Here is a 21,657-nt window from a genome sequence, read left to right on the forward strand (position 1 = left end):
ACTGTGATCCGCTGGCGTGATCCACGGGCACCGCTGACCGCCGCGGCGGCGTTCGGTGCGGCGGGGTTCGCGGCTGCGCTCCTTGCGGGCGGCCCGGCTCTGCTCACCGGCGCGATCTCCGGACTCCTCGCGGCGCTGCTCGCCGCGATCTCCCTGCTCGTCGCCTCGGTCAAACTGGACGAGCACCGCTCGACCGCGATGGGCGCCCGCTGGATGGGCAGCGGCGCCATCATCTGGGCCGCCGGAGTCGGGGTGCGTCCGATCGCCGACACCTCCAGCGTCGCGGTGAGTTTCGCGGACCTGCTCGTGCTGCTCGGCGTGGTGCTCACCGCGGGCGGCGTCCTCATCGCGGCCCGGCGCAGGCTGCCCGCCACCGTGGTGCTGCGCCACGTTACCGGCGCCTACCTGTGCGCCGCCTCACTCTTCGTGATCGCCTGGGTGGTGGCGCTGCGGCAGGTCTACGCCGAGGCCGCCGACCCGGCGATGTTCACCTTTGCCATGCTGCCACCGATGATCGCGCTGTTGGTGACCTGCGCCGTGATCCCCTCCGTGATCACCAGCAGGACCGCGGCCTGGCCGCTCGGCCTCGCGGGCACCGGCGTGCTCGCCACCACCTCGGTCGCCGGGGTGGCGGCCGCGACCGCGCGCCTCACCGGCGGTGTGCCGCCGACGTGGAGCATCATGATCGCGCCCGTCGCGTTCCTGCTCCTGGCCGCCGTGCCCTGGGGGCCGCGCCCAGCCGAGCCGCAGACCCGCGCGAGTGGCAGCGGCATCGGCAACCTGATCGCGACGGTGCCGATGGCGCTGGTCGCGGTCGCGACCTGCACGCTGCTGGTGCACCTGGTGGGCGGCCAGCCGCAGACACCGGTCACCGGCGTCGTCGTGCTCATCGCCTCGGTGGTCCTGCTGCTGGTCGTACGCCTGTTCGTGCTCGCCGCCGCCAACATCCGGCTGCGCAGGAAGGTCTCGCTCGGCGACCGGCAGCTCAGGGAGCTGGCCGAGAGCACGGGCGACGTGGTGTTCATCTGCGACTACGACGGCCTCATGTACGAGATCGGCGCCGGGATGCAGGTCACCTACGGCTACCGCCCCGAAGATCTCGTCGGCGGGTCGATCTTCGACTACATCCACCCAGAAGACGTCCCCGGCATCCAGGCCGCGCTGAACGCGATGGGCCTCGACGACGAGGGCGCCACGTCCGGCGCCTGCCTGATCGCCTGCCGCGTGCGCGCGGCCGACGGCACCTGGCGGCCCACCGAGTCCGTCGCCACCCGCCACGTGGGCGGTGAGGACCAGCTGCTGGTGACCACCCGGGACGTGAGCGACGAGGAGGCCCTGCGCAACCAGGTCGTCCACCTGACCTTCCACGACGGCGTCACCGGGCTGCCCAACCGCTCCTACTTCGAGGAGCGCACGCGCGAGGTGCTGTCCGGCCGGATGTCCGGCCACGTGGCGGTGATCTTCCTCGACCTCGACGGGTTCACCTCGGTCAACGACTCCGTCGGCCATGCCAGCGGCGACTACCTGCTCGGGCAGGCCGCGCGTAGGCTGCGCGGGGCCGTACGCCCCGACGACACGCTCGCCCGGTGGGGCGGCGACGAGTTCGCGGTGCTGCTGGAGACCGGCGGTGAGGCGCAACCGGCGGTCGACCTGGCCGAGCGGTTGGTCAGGGCGGTCTCGCAGGAGCCGTTCCGGGTGGCCGACCGCGACGTGGCGCTGACCGCGAGCGTGGGGGTGGCCTTCGTCGAGGAGGACATGCCCTCCGGCGATCTCATCCGCAACGCCGACGTGGCCATGGCCAGGGCCAAGGAGCTGGGCGGGCGCCGGGTGGAGGTGTTCGCCGCGCAGATGCACGCCGACGTGGTGCGCAGGCTGGAGCTGGCGGCCGACCTGCAGCGGGCGCTGATCGAGCACCAGTTCGCCATCGAATACCAGCCGGTCGTCGACCTGGCCACCTCCCGGGTGACCGCGGTGGAGGCGCTGGTGCGGTGGTGGCGCGGCTCGGAGTTCGTCCCGCCGGACCAGTTCCTCGGCCCGGCCGAGGACACCGGCCTGATCGTGCCGCTGGGCGAGTGGATCCTGCACGAGGCGTGCCGCGAGGTGGCCGCCTGGCGGGCCTCCTCCTGGGACATCGGCCTGTCGCTCAACCTGTCGGCCCGCCAGATCACCGCGCCGCGCTTCGTCGAGACGGTCGAGGAGGCGCTCGCCGAGAGCGGGCTGCCCGCCTCCGCCCTCACCCTTGAGGTGATCGAGGAGATGCTCGTCGAGGACGCCGAGGAGACGGTCAAGCGGCTGTCCGAGCTGCGCGCTCTGGGCGTACGCCTGGCCATCGACGACTTCGGCACCGGCTACGCCTCGCTGGCCTTCCTCAGGCAGCTCCCGGTCGACATGATCAAGATCGATCCGTCGTTCGTGTCCGGGCTGGGCCGTGACGAAACCCTGACCCTGCTCACCCGCACGATCGTCCGGCTCGGCCACGACCTGGGTCTCATCGTGGTGGCCGAGGGCATCGAACGCCCTGAGCAGCTCGAACTCCTGCGGGAAATGGGCTGCACCAGGGGCCAGGGTTTCCTGGTGGCGCGCCCGATGGCGGCTCGCGGCGTGGACTCGCTGATGAGGACCAGTCTCACGGTTTGAGACATCTGTCCCAAGAAGTTGACATCAGGGCCTCCACAGGGGCTAAGGTGTGGCCATGCTTCGCAGTGAGATCCTCGTAGTACTTCGCCGGCGCGCAGGCCGATAGCGAAGCACTACAGCCTGCGCGCCGCCCCACTCCCACCCTCGGGTGGATGGGGCATTTTTTATGTCCTTAAGGTGTAGCCACGCAAGGAACGAGCCGATGACCGAACGGATGACAGGTGCACAGGCCCTGGTCAGGGCGCTGGAGCACGTGGGAGTCGACACTGTGTTCGGGATCCCCGGCGGCGCCATCCTGCCCGCCTACGATCCCCTGTACGACTCGACCAAGGTCCGGCACGTGCTCGTACGGCACGAGCAGGGCGCGGGCCACGCGGCCGAGGGATACGCGCAGGCCACGGGCAGGGTCGGGGTCTGCATGGCGACCAGCGGACCGGGTGCGACGAACCTGGTCACGCCCATCGCCGACGCCTACATGGACTCGGTGCCGATCGTGGCGATCACCGGCCAGGTGGCCAGCGCGGCGATCGGCACGGACGCCTTCCAGGAAGCCGACATCTCCGGCATCACCATGCCGATCACCAAGCACAACTTCCTGGTCACCGATCCGCTGGACATCCCCCGCACGATCATGGAGGCCTTCCACATCGCCTCCACGGGCCGTCCCGGTCCGGTGCTGGTCGACATCTCCAAGGACGCGCTGCAGGCCGACACCACCTTCAGCTGGCCGCCGATCATGCAGCTGCCCGGCTACCGGCCGGTGACCAGGCCGCACTCCAAGCAGATCCGCGAGGCCGCGAAGCTGATCGCCGAGGCCAGGCGTCCGGTGCTCTACGTGGGCGGCGGCGTGCACAAGGCGGGCGCCTCGCCCGAACTCCTCAGGCTGGCCGAGCTCGCCAACATCCCGGTCGTCACCACGCTGATGGCGCGCGGGACGTTCCCCGACAGCCATCCCCAGCACATGGGCATGCCGGGCATGCACGGCAGCGTCACGGCCGTCGGCGCGCTGCAGAAGGCGGACCTGCTCATCGGCCTGGGCGTGCGCTTCGACGACCGGGTGACCGGCCAGCTCTCGACGTTCGCGCCGCACGCGAAGGTCGTCCACGCCGACATCGACCCGGCGGAGATCTCCAAGAACCGCCACGCGGACGTGCCGATCGTGGGCGACTGCAAGGAGGTCATCACCGACCTGATCGCCGCTGTCGAGGCCAGTGGCCAGCAAGGCGACTACGCCGACTGGTGGAAGCTGCTCAACGGCATGAAGGAGACCTACCCGCTCGGCTACGAGGAGTTCGAGGACGGGTCGCTGGCTCCCCAGTACGTCATGGAGCGGCTCAGCGCCATCGCCGGGCCCGACACCTACTACGTGGCGGGCGTGGGGCAGCACCAGATGTGGGCCTCGCAGTTCATCGACTATGAGAACCCCGGCACGTTCATCAACTCCGGCGGCCTCGGCACGATGGGGTTCGCCGTGCCGGCCGCGATGGGCGCCAAGATGGGGCAGCCGGACAGCACCGTGTGGGCCATCGACGGAGACGGCTGCTTCCAGATGACCAACCAGGAGCTCGCCACCTGCGCCCTGGAGGGGGTGCCGATCAAGGTCGCGGTCATCAACAACGGTAACCTCGGCATGGTCCGCCAATGGCAGACGCTCTTCTACGACCAGCGCTACTCCAACACCAACCTCCAGTCGACGCGTCGCATCCCCGACTTCGTCAAGCTGGCGGAGGCATACGGTTGTGTCGGTCTGCGTTGCGAGCGGCCGGAAGACGTCGACGAGACCATCAAGAAGGCCATGGAGATCAACGACGTGCCCGTCGTGGTCGACTTCGTGGTCCACCAGGACGCGATGGTCTGGCCGATGGTCGCGGCGGGCACGAGCAACGACAGCATCAAGATCGCCCGTGACATGGCGCCGAAGTGGGAGAGCGAAGAATGAGCAGGCATACGCTTTCTGTGCTTGTCGAGAACAAGCCGGGCGTGCTCGCGCGCGTGTCCGCGCTGTTCAGCAGGCGTGGCTTCAACATCGACTCGCTGGCCGTCGGGCAGACCGAGCACGACGACATCTCACGCATGACCATCGTCGTGAGCGTCGAGGAGCTGCCGCTGGAGCAGGTCACCAAGCAGCTCAACAAGCTGGTGAACGTCCTCAAGATCGTCGAGCTCGACCCGACCCAGTCCGTGCAGCGCGAGCTCATGCTGGTCAAGGTCAAGGCCGACGCCGACAGCCGCTCGCACGTGCTGGAGCTCGTCCAGCTCTTCCGCGCCCGCTGCATCGACGTGGCGGCCGACGCCGTGACCATCGAGGTCACCGGCACTCCCGACAAGCTCGAGGCCTTCGTCAAGGTGCTCGAACCGTTCGGGATCAAGGAGCTCGTCCAATCGGGCATGGTGGCCATCGGCCGCGGCGCCCGTTCCATCACCGACCGGTCCCTCAGGGCACTGGACCGTACCGCCTGAAAGGTTTATGCAAGTGACCGAGATTTACTACGACGACCAGGCCGACCTCTCGATCATCCAGGGGCGTCACGTGGCCGTGCTGGGGTACGGCAGCCAGGGCCACGCCCACGCGCTCTCCTTGCGTGACTCGGGTGTCGACGTGCGCGTCGGCCTGCCGGAGGGTTCCAAGAGCCGGGAGAAGGCCGAGAACGACGGTCTGCGTGTCCTGACGCCTTCGGAGGCGGTCGAGGAGGCGAACCTCACGATGATCCTGGCGCCGGACCACATCCAGCGTCACCTGTACGCCGAGCACGTCGCGCCGAACCTGGTCGAGGGTGACGCGCTGTTCTTCGGCCACGGCCTGAACATCCGCTACGGCCTCATCGAGGCCCCCGAGGGTGTCGACGTCTGCATGGTCGCCCCCAAGGGTCCGGGTCATCTGGTGCGGCGCCAGTTCGAGGCCGGGCGCGGGGTGCCGGTTCTGGTGGCGGTGGAGAAGGACGCCTCGGGCAAGGCGCTGGATCTGGCTCTGTCGTACGCCAAGGGCATCGGTGGCACCCGGGCCGGGGCGCTGCGCACCACGTTCACCGAGGAGACCGAGACCGACCTGTTCGGTGAGCAGGCCGTGCTGTGCGGCGGTGTGTCGGAGCTGATCAAGGCCGGGTTCGAGACGCTGATCGAGGCGGGCTACCAGCCCGAGGTGGCCTACTTCGAGTGCCTGCACGAGATGAAGCTGATCGTCGACCTCATGTACGAGGGCGGCATCTCGAAGATGTACTGGTCGGTGTCGGACACGGCGGAGTACGGCGGCTACACCCGTGGCCCGCGCGTCATCACCGACGAGACCCGCGCCGAGATGCGCCGCATCCTGGGCGAGATCCAGGACGGGACGTTCGCCCGGCAGCTGGTGGAGGAGTTCGACGGCGGCCAGAAGGAGTTCACGCGTCACCGCGAGGAGCTGGCCGAGAACCCGATCGAGAAGACCGGCGCCAAGCTCCGCCCGATGATGAGCTGGCTCAAGGCATAACCAAACGGCCTCGCTACGCTCGGGCTGTGCTTTCTTTGGGGCTACAGGCGAGGTCCTCGTTTTGGGGGCTTCGCCCAATGGCTCGGGCTGTGTTTTGTGGGGGGCTCGGCGCCCCCCACCCCCCCCACAAGGGCGTGGTCCTCGCTACGCTCGGGCGTTTGCCCGAGGCGAGGGCTGCGCCCTCGCGCTGTCGCGAGGTGCGGCTGCTTGGGCTTCCATCCTGGCCGAGCCGATGAGGTCCCTCGCGTGTGTCGGGCGACACGTACCGAGTCCGGTACCCCCAAAGGGGTTCATCGCATCCACCCGGACGCGACGGCCAACGGCCATAGGTGGAACGCAGCCAATGATCGGAACGACGAAACCGCAGTAACGACAGGGATGGATGCGCGCCCGACCGAATGGCGTAGCGGTCCAGCCTGAGAAAACCTCACCACCTAATGGCCATGTCTCTTTCATGTTCCGTCACTCGTCCGCGCTGAGCGAGCACGGCCGGAAGCGGGAGGGCGGGCGTGGTCGACGCCAAGCAGGAAGCGCGCTTGGCCTTCGCGCATCAGTGAGGCGGACGAGTGTGTGGCTCGGCCTGTGCTTTGCCGGAAGTTCTTGAGAAGAGTTACGGAAGCCTTCTCTGCGACGCTCTTCGCGTAACCGAGCGAAGGCAGGTTCTCCATGCGGAACAAGGTCGTGAGCGTGGTGGTGTCAGCGGCCGCCCTGACGATGGCGGCGACACTCTGCACCAGCGTGTCCGCGAGCGCGGATGTGGCCACGACAAAGAAGGCCCACATCATCAGCACCCACAGGACCCTCGCGGAGTGTGAGAAGGCGGGCAAAAGGTACTCCGGAGACGGCGAGTACTGGGACTGCCTGTGGGACAGCCCGTTCTGGGCGCTCTGGGCCACGATCTAACGCGACCGCCGGTCCATGCTCTGGGGCCGGACCTTCCTTTGTGTCATGCGGGAGAGGTCGGCCGCAAGGGCGATAGCTGCTGATATTGACTAGATCACTTGATATGTCTTGCCGCTCACCCGGCTCGTTCGCCGCTGCGATGATCTCTGTGCATTGCCCCAGTGGTGAAAGGGAGTCAAGAATGCGTGTACGGACTGCAATAGCGGGCGCGGGAATCGCCGTCCTGGCGGTCGTCGGACTCGGCTTGCCCGCCCAAGCGGCCGACTGGGTGTCCTACGGGCAGTTCCCCACCAAGAAGAAGTGTGTCGACGCAGGCCAGCAGTATGTGCGTGAGAACTTCAACGCGTACAAGTGCACCGAAATACCCGGCGCCTGGGTCCTCTGGCTCAAGTAGGCCCGAGTGCCGGTCCCCTACTCGCCGGGGACCGGCACTCGTTCGCCGCCGTTTGGCAAGGCAGGCGCCTGTCAGCGAGGCAGGCGCGGGTCAATAGGGTAGGCACATGTCGCCGCTCCGGACCCGCATGGCCGCTCGCGATCTGACCGAGCCGCATCGCGTCTCGAGCCCGCTCGAGCTGCTCTTCGATCTCACCTTCGTCGCCGCGGTGTCCCAGATCGTGGGCCGGCTCGCCCACGCCACCGAGCAGGGGCACGGCCTCGAAGCGGTCGGGCCCTTCCTCATGGTCTTCTTCGCCATCTGGTGGGCGTGGATGAACTTCACCTGGTTCGCCTCCGCGTACGACACCGACGACGTCCCGTACCGCGTCATGACGCTCCTGCAGATGGCCGGCGTGCTGGTGCTCGCGGCCGGGGTGCCCGCGGCGTTCGAGGGCGACTTCACCGTCGTGACGATCGGCTACCTCGTCATGCGCGTCGGGCTCGTGAGCCTGTGGCTGCGCGCGGCGGTCGCGCACCCCGAGGGACGGGCGACGGCGCTGCGCTACGCGATCGGCATCTCGTTCGTGCAGGTGCTCTGGGTGTCCAAGCTCGCGCTGCCGGGGGGCGGGCCGGTCTGGTTGTTCATCGTGTGCGCGGTCCTCGACCTCGCGGTGCCGCCGATCGCGGAGCGTACGGGCTCGACGAGCTGGCACCCGCACCACATCGCCGAGCGCTACGGGCTGTTCACCATCATCCTGCTCGGCGAGAGCGTGCTCGCGGCGACGAACGCGGTGCAGGGCGCGGTCGCCCACGGGCTGAGCGTCGAACTCGTCGTCATCGCGATGACCGGCCTGGTCATCCTTTTCGCGCTGTGGTGGATCTACTTCTCCGAGCCGGCCGGCGACGGGCTTGAGGAGCGACGGGAACAGTCCTTCGTCTGGGGATACGGGCACTATCTGATCTTCGCGGCGCTGGCCGCGCTCGGTGCGGGTCTCGAGGTCGCGGTGGCGTCGGCAGGGGAGGGGGAGCACCACATCGCGGCGGGCGCGCGGGCCGTGGTGGCCTCGGTCGCCATTCCGGTCGTCGTCATGCTCGTCCTGCTGTGGGCGCTGCATGCACCCTTGGTGAGCAGGACCGTCGTGCGGCCGGAGTCGATCGGCGTGGCGGTGGTGCTCGTGGCGCTCACCGTGTTCGCCGCGCCCAGCGTGGGTGTGGCCGCGGGACTCACCGCCATCGCCGCGGTGCTCGTACTCCTGCTCGTGACGACACTCGCGCGCGAAGGACGCCGGTCGCTTCCCGCACCGCCGCCTTAGCGCACGTCCGCGCCGCCGCCTTAGCGCACGTCCGCGCCCCCGCCTATGCCGCGCAGCAGGAGGGCGAGCCCGCCCCGGAACTCCTCGTCCGTGGTGACGTCGTGGGCGTGCCTGGCGGTCTCGGACAGGTAGGGGAGCTCGGCCCGGTCCGCGATGACCTGGGTGCCCGCTCCGGCCAGCGGTCCGAGCTGTTCGAGCTGGATCGCCCCCACCACGTACGCGAGCAGCGAGCGCAGCGCGATCACCCGCTCGCCTCCGTCCAGCCCGGCCTCGGCGAGGATGGCGGCCAACGGCTCTGACCAGCGCAGTATGGCCACCGACCGGTGCCGATGGGTGATGATCAGCGGCACGAGCCACGGGTGGGAGCTCACCACGCCGCGCAGCCGCTCGACCATGATCTCGATCCGCTCGTACCAGGGCCGGTCCTTGTCGGGCGGCACGGTGTCGACGGTGTCGAGGACGCGGTCGATGACGAGTTGTTCGAGCTCACCGCGGTCGTCGACGTAGCGGTAGAGGCCCATGGTGCTCATGCCGATCTCCTGCGCGACCGCGCGCATCGACAGCCCGGCCAGTCCGTCGCGGTCGATGACGGCGAGGGCGGCCGTGGCCAGTTGGTCGGGAGTGAGTGAACGGGGTCGCGGCATGACAGTTGACAGCGTACGGCATACGCCTATCATCGTAAGCGTATGCCGTACGCCTATAGGAGGTTCACATGCGTGTCGTCGATGCCAGAGAGCTGAGCGCAGTGTCCGGTGAGGCGGTCGCCATCCCTGACCCGGAGCGGCTGGTCCACCTGCAGTTCCGGCGGTTCGCCGGGTGTCCGGTCTGCAATCTGCACCTGCGCTCCATCGTGCGCAGGCACGACGAGATCGAGGCGGCGGGCGTCCGCGAGGTCGTGGTCTTCCACTCACCGGCAGAAGAGCTGGCCGAGCACACGCCCGATCTGCCGTTCCCGGTGATCGCCGACCCGGACAAGCTGCTGTACGTCGAGTTCGGCGTGGAGTCGGCGGCCCGCTCGTTGCTCGACCCGCGCGTGTGGGGGACGATCCTCCGCGTGGTCGCCGTGACCACGTGGCGGGTCCTGCGGGGCCGCGAACGCGCCCCGGCGGCCAAGCCGCACGGCGGCCGGTTGGGCCTGCCCGCCGACTTCCTGATCGGGCGGGACGGCCGGGTGCTCGCCGCCAAGTACGGCGAGCACGCCTACGACCAGTGGTCGGTCGACGAGATCCTCGACCAGGCGTCCCACGCGCCGAAACCCGTACAGAAGTAGCCTGGTCAAGGCGCCCCCGTCCAGCAGTAGCTCGGTCAAGGCGCCACGGCCTGCTACAGCCGCACCACCGTGAGCACCCCGTCGCCGACCTCGTGCAGCTGTACGGCGAACTGCCCGTCCGCCGTCACCAGGTCACGAAAGGCCGCCACCTGCTCCTGATGGCTGAGCGCGTTGTCCACGGCGACGACACCCCGAGGGGTGAGCACCCGCTGCAACTGCGGCCAGTAACCCACGTACGCGGGCCGTTCCGCGTCGAGCACCACCAGGTCGACCGACCCGTCCGGGCTGGCCGCCAGCACCTCCCCGCCATCCGCGTGGATCACGGTCACGTGGTCGGCCACTTCGGCCGCCGCGATGTTGGCCCGCGCCTGGGCGACCCGTGAGGCGTCGATCTCCACCGTCTCCAGATGTCCGCCGGTGTCCCGTACGGCGTCGCCGAACCAGATGGCCGAATAGCCGTTGGACGTACCGATCTCCAGCACCCGCCGGCTCCCCTGGACGCGGATCAGCAGCGCGACGAGGCCCGCCGCGCCAGGGGTCATGTTGCGCAGCCGCAGCAGCCGGTCGGCCAGGGGCGCGTCGTGGTCGCGGCCCAGCTGGTAGAGGCTGTCGAGGTAGTCGGCCAAGGATGTGTTCACCGGATGTCCTTCCGTCTCCTTCCGAACCTAGAGTCAGCCCATCCGACGCCGTCATCCGCCCCGCGGTTTTGGGTCCCCGATCGCCCGCGGGCCGAACTCAACCGGCTCCTCCGGACGCTCCACGCCTCATTGACCGGCTGACGGGACCTCGACGAACGACGCCTCGAAGGAGTTGCGGGCGATCTGGTCCAGTTGCGCGTCCGTCATGCCCAGCTCGTCGCGCAGCGCCCGGTAGTTGTCCTCGACATAGCCGCCGAAGTACGCCGGATCATCGGAGTTGACCGTCACCATCAGGCCCTCGTCCAGCATCGCGGGCAGGATGTGGTCCCGCAGCGACGGCACCGTGCGCAGCCGGACGTTCGACAGCGGGCACACCGTCAGCGGGATCCGCTCCTCCCGCAGGCGGGCGACCAGCGAGGGGTCCTCCATGGCGCGGATGCCGTGGTCCACCCGCTCCACCTTGAGCACGTCCAGGGCCTCCCACACGTAGTCGGGGCCGCCCTCCTCGCCGGCGTGCGCGACCCGGCGCAGGCCCTCCGCGGCCGCCATGTCGAACACCCGGCGGTACAGTGCCGGCGGATGACCGACCTCCGCCGAGTCCAGCCCGACGCCGATGAAGTGGTCCCGGTACGGCAGCGCGGCCCGCAGCACCTGCTCGGCCTCCTCGGCCCCCCGGTCACGCAGGAAGCACATGATCAGGGCCGCCGAGACGTCGCTGTCCTTGAGGGCGGCCGACAGCCCGCCGAACACCGCCTCCAGCGACACGCCCCTGCTCAGATGCGCCTGCGGGTCGAAGAAGATCTCGGCATGCCGTACGCCCTGCGCCCGGGCCCGCCCCAGGTAGGCGGTGGCAAGGTCGTAGAAGTCCCGGTCGGTGCGGAGGACCGCCATGTTCTCGTAGTAGATGTCCAGGAACGACTGGAGATCGGCGAAGTCGTAGCGCGCCCTGATGGCCTCCGCGTCGAAGGTCGGCAGGTCGATCCCGTTGCGCCTGGCCAGCTCGACGACGAGCTCGGGTTCGAGGGTGCCTTCGATGTGCAGATGGAGTTCGGCTTTGGGACGCATGTGATCGAGTAAACCTGACAAGACACCGGCCACGGTATCGTGCGAACCTCCGAACTCTCGCCCGATGACCTGGCATAACATCACATTCATGAGGCTGGCGGATCTGGTGGCGCGCGAAGACCTGAGTCTCGTGCCGGTGACCGGACATGACGGGCTCGGCAGGGAGGTGGGGCGAGCCTATCCGACGGATCTGCCCGACCCACGACGCTACCTGCGCCCCGGCGACCTCGTCCTGACCAGCGGGGTCTGGTACACCCAGCCGTCCGACTGCGAGACGTTCGCCGACGCGCTGTGGACGAGCGACGCCGCCGGGTTGATCGTCGGGCTGGTAGTGCTGGGGGAGCTGCCGGAAGCGCTGGTCAAGGCGTGCGAACGCCGCCGGTTGCCGCTGCTCCTGGCCGCGCCCGACCAGTCGTTCGGCGCGATCACCGAGGTGGTGATCGAGGAGGCGTTCGCGGCCGAGCGGCGCCGGGATGAGCGGGCTCGGGCGCAGACGCTGCTCGACCTCCTGGGCACGCAGCGGATCGCGCCCGGTGAGGTGTCGGCCCACCTGCGGCTGCTCGGCGCCGATCCGGGGCTGCCGACCACGGCCATGGTGGTGGCCAGGACCGGCGGGTCGGACGACGACGACGTACCCGCGATCATGTACGCGCTGGCCAGGAGAGGGCGGCAGCTGGTCGTCGGCGGACGGTCCGACGAGGGGATCGTGCTGGTCAACGGCAAGGTGTCGCGCCAGGCGCTGACCGACGAGTTGCGCGCGCTGGTGACCAACCGGCCAGGGATGCGGGTGGCGGTCGGGATCAGCGACGCGACCGCCAGCGTGTCGCAGCTGGGCGAGGCGCTGGAGTCCGCGCGGCGGGGCATGGAGTCGGCCCGCTACGGCGAGGGGCCGGTGTCGGTCATGTCGGTCGCCGACGTGGACAGCCACGAACTCCTGCTGGCCCAGCTGCCCGTGAGCGTGCGGCGCTCGTTCAGGGAGCACCTGCTCGGGCCGATCATCGAGTACGACGCGCGGCACGGCTCCGAGCTGCTGCGCACGCTCGACGTCTTCCTGGAGACGTGCGGCTCCTGGCAGCGGACGGCCGACGAGCTGTATGTGCACGTCAACACGCTGCGCTACCGCATGCAGCGGATCGAGGAGCTGACCGGGCGGCGGATGTCGTCGATGCGCGACCGTACGGACCTCTATCTGGCCCTCAGGTCAGCTCAGCCGTCCGAAGGGGACCCTGCCTGAAGGGGTCCCGTCTTGACGGGTCAGGGCAGCTCGCCCGCGACGAGACGTCCTCGTGAGACCACGGCGACGATGTTCTCCACGGCCAGGTCCGCGATCCGCTCCCACGGACGCCCGCGCAGCACGATGAAGTCCGCCCCGAGTCCGGGCTCGATCCGGCCCACCGGCACGCCGATCGAGTCGGCGGCGTCCGAGGTGGCCGCGCGCAGCGCCTCCGAGGCGGACATGCCCAGGATCTCGGTCATGTGGACCACCTCAGCGAGCTGGTCGCCGAACTGGACGTGGTGCCCGTTGGCATCGGTGCCCAGGACAAAGCGGACACCCAGCCGCGCCGCCTCGGCGAGCAGCACGTTACGCGTGGCCACGAGCTCGGCGGCCTTGGCCATCGACTCCGCGGTGACCGGGACCCGGCCTTCGGCGATGGCCTCGTTGATCAGGAGGGTCGGCGCGACGGGCGTACGGCGGGCCGCGAGCACCTCGGCGAGATCCGCGCTCAGCAGCGTGCCGTGCTCGATCGAGTCGACGCGCTCCTCGACGGCGACGCGGATGCCCTCCTCGGAGTGGGCGTGGGAGGCCACCAGCATGCCGAGCGCGTGCGCCTCGTCGACGACGGCGCTGATCTCCTCGCGCGTGTAGTTGCGCCAGCCGTTCTTGTCGCCGATCGACAGCACGCCGCCGCTGGTGGTGAGCTTGATGCCGTCCATCCCGGCGCGGGCCCAGGTACGTACCAGCTTGCGGCACTCGTCGGGTCCGTCAGCGGTGGGCTTGCGCTGCGGGATCGCCGGTGGCACGAACAGGTCGTTGTGCCCGGCGGTCATGCCGACCACGCCGTGGACCTGGACGCGCGGGCCGGGCAGCACGCCCGCGTCGAAGGCCCGGCGCAGGGCGATCTGCGCCTCGTCCCCGGCCAGGTCGCGCAGGGTCGTCACGCCGTGGCGCATGGCCCGCTGGGCGTGGGCGACACCGTGCAGCACTTGCTCGTCGCGGGTCGTGACGAGCGGCCAGGTGGCGAAGTCGGGCATCGGCCCCGAACCGGCGTAGCCGATCAGGTGCACGTGCGTGTCGACCAGGCCGGGGAGCACGCACAGGTCGTCATACCGCTGCGCGGCCGGCCTGACGTCGCCGATCCGGTCCGGTTCCCAGCTCAGCTCGACCGAGCCCCGGAATTCGGTGCCGTCCCAAAGGGGGATTCCGTCCAGTTTCATGTCAGCGAAAACGCTACCGGACGCCTTCCGCCGCTGGAGGGATCTACGGACCTCGCCGAGCGCTCTCGTAGGGACCTACAGGGTCTGAAGCGCCGGTGCTGGGCTTTTCCACATCCGGGCCCCGCACCCCATGCGATGTCCGATTTTTCGTCACACGATGGTAATAATCAGTGTATAGCTTCCTGACCTGCAGGTTCACCGCTCTTCCAAGGAGAATTATGGCTACCCTCGACCGTCGCGCGTTCCTGCGGACGACGGGAATGGCCGGACTGGCGCTCGGCCTGGCCGCCTGTGGCGACAGCGGGACGTCCGGCGCGGGCGGAAGCGGGTTCGGCGCGGTCAAGATCCAGCTCTCCTGGAAGAAGAACGTCGAGTTCGCCGGCGAGTACTTCGCCGACAGCAAGGGCTACTACAAGGCCGCCGGGTTCTCCCAGGTGGAGCTGCTGTCGGGCGGCGGCTCCGGCACCTCGGTCGAGTCGGGCCTGACCACCGGCCGCTGCTGGATCGGCCTGTCGACGCCGACGATCACCGCGCCCGCCGTGCTCCAGGGCGCCCCGCTCAAGATCGTGGGCGCGACCTTCCAGAAGAACCCCTTCGCCATCGTCTCCCTCGGCAAGAACCCGATCAAGGACCCCAAGGACCTGGCCGGTAAGAAGATCGGCGTCCAGGACTCCAACGAGCTGGTCTGGAACGCGCTGCTCAAGTCCAACGGCATCGACCCGTCGAGCGTGACACGGGTGCCGTTCCAGTCCGACCCGTCGATGCTGACCTCCGGCCAGCTCGATGGCTACGTCGGCTTCGTCACCAGCGGCCCGGTGCGGCTGAAGATGCAGGGCGTGGACGCGGCGCACATGCTGTTCGCCGACCACGGGCTGCCGCTGGTCGCCGAGACGTTCACGGTGACGCAGGAGACCATCGACAAGGAACGCGACAAGCTCAAGGCGTTCCTCACGGCGGAGATCAAGGGCTGGAAGGACGCCGTCGCGGACCCGGCCAAGGCCGCCGAACTGGCCGCGAAGACGTACGGCAAGGATCAGAACCTCGACGTCGCCGAGCAGACCGAGGAGGCCAAGATGCAGAACGAACTCGTCGTCACCCCCGACGCCAAGGCCAACGGCCTGTTCACGATGACCTCCGAGCTGATCGAGCAGAACATCGCCTCCCTCGCCAAGGCCGGGCTGACCGTCAAGGCCGAGAACCTCTTCGACCTGTCGATCCTGGACGAGATCTACAAGGCCGACGCGAGCCTCAAGCTCTCATGACCGGCATCGGCATCACGGGGCTGAGCAAGACGTTCGGCAGCGGGCTGACCGCGGTCGAGAACGTCGACCTGGAGACGCCGAAGGGCTCCTTCCTGTCCCTGCTCGGCCCCTCGGGCTGCGGCAAGTCGACCGTGCTGCGCATCCTGGCCGGGCTTGAGAAGCCCACCACCGGCGAGATCCGGGTGAACGGCGAGACCCCCGAGGAGCTCCGCAGGAGTCACCACCTCGGCATCGCCTTCCAGGACTCGGCGCTGCTGGCCTGGCGCAGCGTCGCGGCCAACATCCGGCTGCCGCTGGAGGTCGCGGGGATCAGGCCGGAGCCCGGCGTGATCGACGACCTGATCAAGCTGGTCGGGCTGCAGGGCTTCGAGAAGGCGCGGCCCGCCGAGCTGTCGGGCGGCATGCGGCAGCGCGTGTCGATCGCCCGCGCGCTTGTGGTCAAGCCCAGCGTGCTGCTGCTCGACGAGCCGTTCGGCGCGCTGGACGACATGACCCGCCAGCGGCTCAACCTGGAGCTCCTGCGCATCTGGACCGAGAAGCCCGCCACCACGCTGATGGTCACCCACGGCATCGGCGAGGCGATCTTCCTGTCGGACGTGGTGGCCGTCATGAGCCCGCGCCCTGGCCGCATCGAAGAGGTGGTCCCGATCGACCTGCCGCGCCCCCGGGTGCCCGAGATGATGCGTACACCGGAGTTCCACGCCATCCACGACCACCTCAGCGACCTGCTGTTCGGGCACGGCTCGTGAAGCGGATCCACGGGCTGCTCGGCGTCGTCGCCCTGATCGCCCTGTGGTGGCTGCTCGCCGTGACGGTCTTCGCGGACGGTGGCGCGGTCCCGACGCCGTGGGCGGTCCTGGCCGGGATGGGCCACGACGGCTGGGGCTTCTACGGCCCCAACACGACCGCCACTGTCAGCGCCGCGCTCCAGGGCTTCCTCTGGGGCAACGGCCTGGCCATCGGGGTGGCGCTGATCGTCCTGCTCGTCCCGCGCCTGGAGGCGGTGGCGACCCAGCTCGCGGTGATCAGCTACTGCATCCCGCTGCTGGCCATCGGCCCGATCGTCCTGGTCGTCTTCGGCGGTGAGGCCGCCGTGGTGTTCCTGGCCGCCGTCTCCGTCTTCTTCACCACGCTCATCGGCGCGCTGCTCGGGCTGCGCTCCGCCGACCGGACCAGCCTCGACCTCATCGCCGTGTACGGCGGCGGCCGCCTGGCCAAGCTCCGGCACGTCCAGGTCATCGCGGCGCTGCCGAGCACGTTCGCCGGGCTGAAGATCTCGGCCCCCGGCGCACTGCTCGGCGCGATCATCGGCGAATACCTCGGCAGCAACGACCAGGGCCTCGGCGTCTCCCTGATGATCTCTCAGCAGCAGTTCCAGGTCCCGCGCACGTGGGGGCTGGCGCTCGTGGCCGGTCTGGTCGCGGGCCTCGGCTACGCGATCGTCGCGCTGGTCTCCCGTGTGGTGACACCCTGGTCGTACGGCAGAGCGAGGTCCTCCTCATGATCGGCCGCATCGTGTTGCGCGTCGTCGGCCCGCTGCTTCCCTCCGTGGTCATCGTGGTGGCCCTCTGGTGGCTGTCCCTGGAGGCTTTCGGCATCAGCCCGTTGGTGGGCAAGCGTCCCCCGCAGGTCTGGGAGTACCTCTTCGGCTCGTCCCCGGCCCATCGCGACGCGGTCTTCGCCGCTTTGGGCATCACGATCAGGGACGCGGCCATCGGCTTCGTCAGCGGGATGGTCGCGGCGGTGGTCGTGGCGATGGCGTTCGTGCTGTTCAGGACCGTCGAGCAGACGTTCATGCCGGTCGCGATGCTGCTGCGCTCGGTGCCGCTCGTGGTGATGACGCCGCTGATCACGCTCGTCTTCGGCCGCGAACTCGTCGGCGTCGCGGTCATCGGCGGCATCGTGGTGTTCTTCCCCGCCCTGGTCAACGTCGCCTTCGGGCTGCGCTCCGCCTCACCGCAGGCCACCGACCTGATCATGGCGTACGGGGGCGGACGGCTGACCGTGCTGCGCAAGGTGGCCGTGCCGACGGCGATGCCCTCGGTGTTCGCCTCCATGCGGATCTCCGTGCCCGCCTCGATCATCGGCGCGCTCATCGCCGAATGGCTGGCGACCGGGCAGGGGATCGGCGCCGGGATCCTGCGGGCCATCGGCGGGTTCCGGTATGACGAGGTGTGGGCGGACATCGTGGTGGTCACCGCCGTGTCGATCCTGGCGTACGCGGCCGTGGGCGTCGTCGAGTCCCTGGTCCTGGCCCGCTTCTCGGACAACCGGGACTGACCGCTCCCGGGAGTCAGGGGCGGCGGATGGGGCAGGGGTGTGTGACGTGTCTGTTCGGGCAGCAGATCACGCTGATCGTGGCGAACCTGCCCCCGGTCAGCCACTCGCCCCACTGCACGTCCACCCCACGGGGTAGCGCGTCGGCGGCGCCGTCGAGCCGGGCCGTCAGCCCGACGCGGTCCGGGTGCGGGAACGCGCCCCTGATCTGCGCGTACTGGACGGCCAGCCACTCCACCGCTCGGCCAGGGTCGTCGAAGGTGGCGCGGATCCGGGAGGCCGGTCGGGCCAGCCAGTCGCCGGTGCGCATCGGCGGAAGGAGTGAACCGGCGAACCCGGGCGAACCCGGACGCCGCTCGTCCTCCCTTTCCCGCTCCTCGCCGCTGCCCACCCACGTGTACGCGTGCCAGTGCATGAGATCCCCACAGGTCTGTTGCCCTATACAGGCTCATTCCCCGTTAAAAGGGTGCGGGCCCGGTCGCGGTCCGCTGTGCGGGGGGAGGCGCGACCGGGCCCGCCGGATGGGAGCGCCGTGGCGTTGCGGTGGGAACCGGCGCGGTGGCGCGCCTGGTGGAGGCCCGACGCTCCCTGGCTGGGTGGGTTCTGTGGTCTAGTGGGCGGCGAAGTCCTGGGTCCAGTAGGGGCCCTTCGTGGACTGGCCGACGCCGATATGGGTGAAGGAGCAGTTCATGATGTTGGCGCGGTGTCCGGGGCTGTCGAGCCAGGCCCGTACGACCGCGGCGGCCGTCGGCTGGCCCATGGCGATGTTCTCGCCCCAAGTGCTGACCGGCGCGAAGCCGGCCGTCGATATGCGGTCACCCGGAGTCCGGCCGTCCTTGGAGTCGTGGTCGAAGTAGTCGCGGGCGGCCATGTCGGCGGAGTGCCGCTCGGCCGCCGCGTGGAGCTTGGGATCGTGGGTGAGCGGGCGGCAGCCCTTCTTGGCCCGCGCCTGGTTGGTAAGGCTGACGACCTGGTCCTCGGTGGCCGAGGCGGCGCCGGTCTTCGCCGGTGTCCGGGCGTCGCAGGACAGGGCCACGGGCCGTGACCGGCTCGGCTTGCCCTGGTAGTCCATGGCCAGGACGTAGTAGCGCCCGGGAGCCGCGCAGCCGGCGCGGACGCTGATCCGGCCGTTCAGCACAAGCTTGGCGCCGCTCTTCAGCGTACGGTCGGGACGACCGACCATGTCCCGGACGATCCGGACTCTGAGCGTGGCCTTGGTGTCGCAGCCGATCCTGCTCGCCGAGCCGACGATCACGCCCTTGGACAGGGACGGCTTGGCGGCCACGACCCGGCACGGGGCCTTCGTGGTGGTCGCCGCCTGGGCGGCGGGCGTGGGGATGCTCAACGCGGCCAGACTTCCGAGGCAAACGAGTGCCTGGAGTTGCCTGCGCATCCTGTCCCTCCGCTGCTGCTAGATACGGCGTCGATCCCGCATTCTGGTGTGCCCGCAACGGCCATGTCCCGAAAAACACCTCTATATCTGGAGCACCAGGTGACCTAATCGTAACGATTGCCCCATCGACCTCGGTAAACCTTCTCTGTCACCTGCGCGTCTTGTGCGAAAAAAAATAGGGCCGTGCGGTGAAATGCCGCACGGCCAGGGGTGGAAGTCGGGGGCGGATGCCTGGGAGTCGAGGCGCGAGGCGTCAGCTCCCAGGCAGGACAGGAGACGTCAGGTCCCAGGCGGGACAGGAAGTGTCAGCTTCCCGCCGGAGCGGAAGGCGTCAGCAGGCGGCGGGCTTGAGCCAGGAGCACTCGAGGTCGCCGGTCGCGCTGTCATCCGCCGCGCGGAGCTGCGACACGGCGTCCACCGGCGCGGTCCGCGAGAACTGGGCGAGCCGGATGGCGATCTTGTCCTCGATGTCCTTCGGCGAGCCCGACAGGTACTGGTTGAGCATGATGGAGAACACCAGCGGCTCGCCCTCGGCGCTGTTCACGTAGCCCGACAGCGACGTGACGCCGGTCAGCGACCCGGTCTTGGCGTGCACGTTGTTGGCGGCGGCGGTGTTGCGCATCCGGCTGCGCAGTGTGCCACCGGTGAACCGGTCGGCGTTGCCCGCGATGGGCAGCGCGTCGTACCAGGTCTTGAACCACGGCTTGGCGCGTACGGCGCTCAGCAGCTGGACGATCGAGCCCGGGGCGAAGCCGTCACGGCGCGAGAGGCCGGAGCCGTCCCGCATGTTGAGCACCTGCACGCCGTTGGCCTTGGCGAAGTCGGTGCTCACCTTGAGCCCGGCCGCCCAGGTGCCCTGGCCGGAGACCTTGCGGCCCATCGCCTTGGTCAGGATCTCGGCGTGGATGTTGTTGCTCAGCTTGAGGAAGGGCACCAGCAGCTCGCTCAGCGGCATCGACTGATGCTCGGCCAGCGTGGTCGCGCCGGACGGGGCCGCGCCGGTGACGGTCGGGCCCGCCACGCGGACGCCGTGCTTGGCCAGCGACTTGCGGAACAGCGACGCCACATAGCGGGTGGGGTCGTCCACGGCCACCCACTCCTGGTACGGGTCGGCCACGGTGCCGGTGATGACCACGGTGTTCGTGGAGTGCTGCCGTTCGATGAGCACGTCGGTCGTGGTGCCCACGGTGGCCTTGTTGACGATCTTCAGGTAGTCGGTCTCGGGCGTCGTCGACACCTTGACCTCGTTGCCGGCCGCCGCCACGGAGACGATCACCGAACCGGCGTCGTAGTCCCGGTCCGGGGAGGCGGTCAGCGCGGAGATCTGCGCCGCGTAGTAGGCCGTCTCGTCGTCCCAGGTCCAGTCGTTGCCGAGCCGTACGGAGTCGAACCACGTGTCGTCGGCGACCATCTTGCCCGCGACCAGCTTGACGCCCGAGGCGGCGACCTTGGCGGCCAGCGCGTCGTAGTCCTCGGCCAGCATCGTCGGGTCGCCGGTGCCGCGCAGGATCAGGTCGCCGGTCAGCACGGAGCCGAGCTTGCGCCCGCCGCTCAGCACGGTGGTGGGGAAGCGGTAGTCCAGGCCGAGCGTGTCGACGGCGGCGGCGGAGGTGAACAGCTTGGTGTTGGAGGCCGGGATCATCAGCTTGCCGGCGTCCGTGGCGTACAGCTCGTCGCCGTTGGCCGCGCTCTTGACGACCACGCCGGCCCGCCCGACCGTGAGCCGCGAGTCGGCGAGTATCTGGTTGATGTCCTGGGTCAGGTCCGCGACGCCCGCCGTGGGTTCGAGCGCGACGGCGGGGGAGGAGGGGCTGGACGCCCAGGCGAGGGCCGCGACGAGCGCGCCCGCGACGAGGGATGCTGAAGTACGCCGCATGGGGTCTCCAATGAGGACTGGGGGTCTCGCTTGGGATCATGCGGCAGCGCACGCAGCCTGTAATCCGCAAATATCCGTATTTCTTGGGTCGGTCGTACGGCGGGCACGCCGTTACGACGGCGGGCCCGTACCCAGGAAAGTACTCAGGAGAGCTGGCCGGCGCTCACCATGAAGCCGCAGTCGCCGAAAGAGACCTCGTCGCCCGACTTGATCTTGGCGGGTCCCACCAGCCGCCAGCCGTTCAGCCGCGTGCCGTTGAGCGAGCCCAGGTCGACCAGCATCCATCCGCCGTCGTCCTCGCGCCGCAGCTCGGCGTGCACCCGCGAGACCGTCAGATCGGACAGCACCAGGTCGCAGGCCGACCCGCGACCGACCACGTAGCGGATGCGGTGGTCGTCGGGCAGGGCCAGCCTGGGCAGGCGCGGCCGGCGCCAGGCCGCCTGGAGGCGGGTGGTGAAGTCGGAGACGTTCGACACCGCGTCGGTCACTCGCTGGTGGAACGTCCGGCGGCGGGGCAGATCGGCGACCAGTTCGTCGAGCTCGTGGCGGTTGCGCGCCCGCAGGGCCTGATCCACCCGGCCGACGAAGGTGTCGTGGGAGATCCGGCCTTCGACGGCGCGGTCGCGGAGCTCGTCGATCGCGCGATCGCGTTCCCCGTCGGACGCGCGGAACGGTGGATGCGTCGAGCTCATGCCCCGAGTATCGGCCTGAACGGCGTTCCCTGTCCAGAATATGCGAATCAGTTG

The 21,657-nt window shown here is 69.3% G+C and carries 21 protein-coding genes; 13 read left to right on the top strand and 8 right to left on the bottom strand.

What is annotated here, in order from left to right; all coding sequences use genetic code 11:
- The first annotated feature begins 3 nt into the window (after window positions 1-3).
- The 7 genes from AB0J16_RS16075 (at window position 4) to AB0J16_RS16105 (ending at window position 8,694) form a co-directional block, all read left to right on the top strand.
- A complete protein-coding gene (locus AB0J16_RS16075) occupies window positions 4-2,637 on the top strand; it encodes an EAL domain-containing protein (protein ID WP_358539394.1) in 2,634 nt (877 codons plus the stop codon).
- A 202-nt stretch (window positions 2,638-2,839) separates the two neighbouring features.
- On the top strand, window positions 2,840-4,576 hold the full coding sequence (locus AB0J16_RS16080; protein ID WP_358539397.1) for an acetolactate synthase large subunit: 1,737 nt from the start codon (window positions 2,840-2,842) through the stop codon (window positions 4,574-4,576).
- Entirely contained in the window at window positions 4,573-5,097 is a 525-nt protein-coding gene (ilvN, locus tag AB0J16_RS16085) for an acetolactate synthase small subunit (protein WP_225292071.1), read from the top strand. The genes AB0J16_RS16080 and ilvN overlap by 4 nt, the downstream gene beginning before the upstream one ends.
- Before the next feature lie 22 nt (window positions 5,098-5,119).
- A complete protein-coding gene (gene ilvC, locus AB0J16_RS16090) occupies window positions 5,120-6,103 on the top strand; it encodes a ketol-acid reductoisomerase (RefSeq protein ID WP_357950756.1) in 984 nt (327 codons plus the stop codon).
- A gap of 666 nt (window positions 6,104-6,769) precedes the next feature.
- The gene (locus AB0J16_RS16095) at window positions 6,770-7,006 is read left to right on the top strand and encodes a hypothetical protein (RefSeq protein ID WP_358539400.1); all 237 of its coding nucleotides are present in this window, start codon (window positions 6,770-6,772) and stop codon (window positions 7,004-7,006) included.
- A gap of 181 nt (window positions 7,007-7,187) precedes the next feature.
- The gene (locus AB0J16_RS16100; protein WP_358539403.1) at window positions 7,188-7,400 is read left to right on the top strand and encodes a hypothetical protein; all 213 of its coding nucleotides are present in this window, start codon (window positions 7,188-7,190) and stop codon (window positions 7,398-7,400) included.
- Window positions 7,401-7,506: 106 nt separating this feature from the next.
- Complete coding sequence (locus AB0J16_RS16105; protein ID WP_358539406.1) at window positions 7,507-8,694, top strand: low temperature requirement protein A; 1,188 nt, start codon at window positions 7,507-7,509, stop codon at window positions 8,692-8,694.
- Between the two features lie 20 nt (window positions 8,695-8,714).
- On the opposite strand, the gene AB0J16_RS16110 is transcribed toward AB0J16_RS16105, so the two are convergent.
- A complete protein-coding gene (locus AB0J16_RS16110; protein WP_358539409.1) occupies window positions 8,715-9,338 on the bottom strand; it encodes a TetR/AcrR family transcriptional regulator C-terminal domain-containing protein in 624 nt (207 codons plus the stop codon).
- A 68-nt stretch (window positions 9,339-9,406) separates the two neighbouring features.
- Between AB0J16_RS16110 and AB0J16_RS16115 the strand changes: the two genes are divergently transcribed.
- Entirely contained in the window at window positions 9,407-9,964 is a 558-nt protein-coding gene (locus tag AB0J16_RS16115) for a peroxiredoxin-like family protein (RefSeq protein ID WP_358539412.1), read from the top strand.
- Between the two features lie 53 nt (window positions 9,965-10,017).
- On the opposite strand, the gene AB0J16_RS16120 is transcribed toward AB0J16_RS16115, so the two are convergent.
- Together AB0J16_RS16120 and AB0J16_RS16125 are read right to left on the bottom strand one after the other, a co-directional pair.
- On the bottom strand, window positions 10,018-10,602 hold the full coding sequence (locus AB0J16_RS16120; protein WP_358539415.1) for a class I SAM-dependent methyltransferase: 585 nt from the start codon (window positions 10,600-10,602) through the stop codon (window positions 10,018-10,020).
- Between the two features lie 126 nt (window positions 10,603-10,728).
- Window positions 10,729-11,667: an adenosine deaminase gene (locus tag AB0J16_RS16125; protein WP_358539418.1), complete on the bottom strand. Its 939-nt coding sequence runs from the start codon at window positions 11,665-11,667 to the stop codon at window positions 10,729-10,731.
- A gap of 88 nt (window positions 11,668-11,755) precedes the next feature.
- Here AB0J16_RS16125 and AB0J16_RS16130 point away from each other — a divergent pair, with 88 nt between their 5' ends.
- Complete coding sequence (locus AB0J16_RS16130; protein WP_358539421.1) at window positions 11,756-12,901, top strand: helix-turn-helix domain-containing protein; 1,146 nt, start codon at window positions 11,756-11,758, stop codon at window positions 12,899-12,901.
- Between the two features lie 20 nt (window positions 12,902-12,921).
- Here AB0J16_RS16130 and AB0J16_RS16135 read toward each other — a convergent pair whose 3' ends face one another.
- Window positions 12,922-14,103 carry an amidohydrolase family protein gene (locus AB0J16_RS16135; protein ID WP_358539424.1) on the bottom strand — a complete coding sequence of 394 codons (1,182 nt, stop codon included), beginning with the start codon at window positions 14,101-14,103 and terminating at the stop codon, window positions 12,922-12,924.
- 218 nt (window positions 14,104-14,321) lie between these two features.
- Here AB0J16_RS16135 and AB0J16_RS16140 point away from each other — a divergent pair, with 218 nt between their 5' ends.
- Genes AB0J16_RS16140 through AB0J16_RS16155 form a run of 4 tightly spaced genes read left to right on the top strand, consistent with a single transcriptional unit; the run spans window position 14,322 to window position 17,645 of the window.
- Window positions 14,322-15,365, top strand: a complete 1,044-nt coding sequence (locus AB0J16_RS16140) for an ABC transporter substrate-binding protein (RefSeq protein ID WP_358539426.1) — start codon at window positions 14,322-14,324, stop codon at window positions 15,363-15,365.
- Window positions 15,362-16,114 carry an ABC transporter ATP-binding protein gene (locus tag AB0J16_RS16145; protein WP_358539428.1) on the top strand — a complete coding sequence of 251 codons (753 nt, stop codon included), beginning with the start codon at window positions 15,362-15,364 and terminating at the stop codon, window positions 16,112-16,114. The genes AB0J16_RS16140 and AB0J16_RS16145 overlap by 4 nt, the downstream gene beginning before the upstream one ends.
- On the top strand, window positions 16,111-16,869 hold the full coding sequence (locus AB0J16_RS16150; protein ID WP_358539431.1) for an ABC transporter permease subunit: 759 nt from the start codon (window positions 16,111-16,113) through the stop codon (window positions 16,867-16,869). The genes AB0J16_RS16145 and AB0J16_RS16150 overlap by 4 nt, the downstream gene beginning before the upstream one ends.
- Window positions 16,866-17,645: an ABC transporter permease subunit gene (locus tag AB0J16_RS16155; protein WP_358539433.1), complete on the top strand. Its 780-nt coding sequence runs from the start codon at window positions 16,866-16,868 to the stop codon at window positions 17,643-17,645. Before AB0J16_RS16150 ends, AB0J16_RS16155 begins: the two co-directional genes overlap by 4 nt.
- Before the next feature lie 13 nt (window positions 17,646-17,658).
- Here AB0J16_RS16155 and AB0J16_RS16160 read toward each other — a convergent pair whose 3' ends face one another.
- The 4 genes from AB0J16_RS16160 to AB0J16_RS16175 all read right to left on the bottom strand — a co-directional run bounded on the left by AB0J16_RS16160 (window position 17,659) and on the right by AB0J16_RS16175 (window position 21,603).
- Window positions 17,659-18,057 carry a hypothetical protein gene (locus AB0J16_RS16160; RefSeq protein WP_358539436.1) on the bottom strand — a complete coding sequence of 133 codons (399 nt, stop codon included), beginning with the start codon at window positions 18,055-18,057 and terminating at the stop codon, window positions 17,659-17,661.
- Between the two features lie 195 nt (window positions 18,058-18,252).
- Window positions 18,253-18,987, bottom strand: a complete 735-nt coding sequence (locus AB0J16_RS16165; protein WP_358539438.1) for a CAP domain-containing protein — start codon at window positions 18,985-18,987, stop codon at window positions 18,253-18,255.
- Window positions 18,988-19,366: 379 nt separating this feature from the next.
- The gene (dacB, locus tag AB0J16_RS16170; RefSeq protein ID WP_358539441.1) at window positions 19,367-20,911 is read right to left on the bottom strand and encodes a D-alanyl-D-alanine carboxypeptidase/D-alanyl-D-alanine-endopeptidase; all 1,545 of its coding nucleotides are present in this window, start codon (window positions 20,909-20,911) and stop codon (window positions 19,367-19,369) included.
- A gap of 143 nt (window positions 20,912-21,054) precedes the next feature.
- On the bottom strand, window positions 21,055-21,603 hold the full coding sequence (locus AB0J16_RS16175) for a DUF1707 and FHA domain-containing protein (protein ID WP_358539444.1): 549 nt from the start codon (window positions 21,601-21,603) through the stop codon (window positions 21,055-21,057).
- Window positions 21,604-21,657 lie beyond the last annotated feature (54 nt).

The sequence above is a fragment of the Nonomuraea sp. NPDC049750 genome, assembly GCF_040659625.1.
GTDB lineage: Bacteria > Actinomycetota > Actinomycetes > Streptosporangiales > Streptosporangiaceae > Nonomuraea.